Source organism: Escherichia sp. Lx600-2 (genome assembly GCF_036662595.1).
GTDB lineage: Bacteria > Pseudomonadota > Gammaproteobacteria > Enterobacterales > Enterobacteriaceae > Escherichia > Escherichia coli.
Window position 1 is genome coordinate 1 of sequence record NZ_JAYQWM010000224.1, and the last position, 1415, is coordinate 1415.

Annotated in this window: 2 protein-coding genes and 1 pseudogene; all 3 read left to right on the forward strand. The window is 39.4% G+C overall.

Features of this window, described 5'->3' with window-relative positions:
* A pseudogene (locus OQV04_RS24615) lies at positions 1-306 on the forward strand (replication initiation protein); the annotation flags it as partial.
* A gap of 39 nt (positions 307-345) precedes the next feature.
* The gene (locus tag OQV04_RS24620; RefSeq protein ID WP_001074386.1) at positions 346-792 is read left to right on the forward strand and encodes a hypothetical protein; all 447 of its coding nucleotides are present in this window, start codon (positions 346-348) and stop codon (positions 790-792) included.
* Between the two features lie 67 nt (positions 793-859).
* On the forward strand, positions 860-1282 hold the full coding sequence (gene ddp1 / locus OQV04_RS24625) for a DNA distortion polypeptide 3 (protein WP_031942371.1): 423 nt from the start codon (positions 860-862) through the stop codon (positions 1280-1282).
* Positions 1283-1415 lie beyond the last annotated feature (133 nt).

Here is a 1415-nt window from a genome sequence, read left to right on the forward strand (position 1 = left end):
AAACAATACAGCAGTGGTAAAAAGACATTTTTCGACATTGAAGTAGATGTATTAAAGGATGAACTTGAATTATTCAGAATAGATAATGGCGAAAAAGTTTACCTTTATCAGAATTTTAAGGATTTTAATAAGGTTTTTCTGCAAAAAAATATTGAAAAAATAAATCAATATACAGAGATTAATCATCTCGAAGTTAAAATCGTTGAGAGAGTCGCAAGAAGAGCATCAAAGCTAAGGTTTTCTTATAAAATAGATAAAGAAAGTGAGGGCTTAGATATCAGAATACCATACGGTTTCAGAGGATAATTGCATAAACTTCGTTTTGAGATCGAAATGAGGTAGCTCATGGCTAAAATCTATCAATTCCCTCAGGGGGAAGAACGTGCTAAATTCAGGAAAGAAATTGCCAGGGAGCGTAAGAAACGTTTTGCAGTGAAAACAGGGAGCACTTTTGTTAAGTGGCTTGGCTGGGGATGGTTTTATCTTCGTCTTCTTGTCGCGAGTGTTTTACATTTTATCTTTGTTTTTGTGTTAGCCATTCTTGGTGCGTTTAAATGGGCTGTATTCTGGCTGGGTGGTATTTTGTGTGTCATCACTTGGTATCATCTCGATCACCAGTTATGGACGCCACAAAATCTGACTATACCGGTGATTACGGCAACCTGGATTTTGGGACTGCTGGCTGAGCCTCTGATGGAGCTGCTCAACAAAACTATGCCTTGGCACAAGTTACTTGTTCCCGAACCTGCGGACGAAAGCACCGAGAACAGTAGCGAGATAAGCCAGCAATGATGCTACTCAGCAGTTATGCCAGTCCCTGCCTTTTCACTGCGATGCAGGATAGGGCAAACGCCGCAAAATGACGTCTCTGACGCCATTCCGCAACGTTTGCCCGGTGACCTACAGTCGGTTCTTGTTGGAGAATTTTATGAAATATTTGGTCAAAGAGTTTATTAACGAAAAATATACTAAGGCTGTTAATATTTTAAAGGATAACCTTAAAGAACACTATCATGTTTTTTATTGTGTGAGATTAAGTGAGATTCTTTTTCCTGCCAGTGAATATGGAACTGAACAGTTTTTTAGTGATTTTGAAAAGATAAACTCCATTTCATTACCTGTCTTAGTGTTTGATCTCAAAGAGGGTGTTCCTGTGATTGTCATTAGTCTTGATGATGTCAGCTACTGTGATGTTCTGGACGAAATGGATATTGATTTTATGAAATGTGATTCGCTGGCAGAATTGCTTACCAGCGATAAGCTGGAAAATTTATTAGTATGATTCGGCTTTGTTGAATAAATCAGATTTCGGGTAAGTCTCCCCCGTAGCGGGTTGTATTTTCAGGCAATACGCACGCTTTCAGGCATACCTGCTTTCGTCATTTTGTTCAGCGCTCGTACCAGGGCCATAGCCT

Excerpts from the sequence above, each read along its gene's own strand:
- OQV04_RS24620 (WP_001074386.1), top strand. The coding sequence starts at position 346 with ATGGCTAAAATCTATCAATTCCCTCAGGGGGAAGAACGTGCTAAATTC.
- ddp1 (WP_031942371.1), top strand. The coding sequence starts at position 860 with ATGACGTCTCTGACGCCATTCCGCAACGTTTGCCCGGTGACCTACAGT.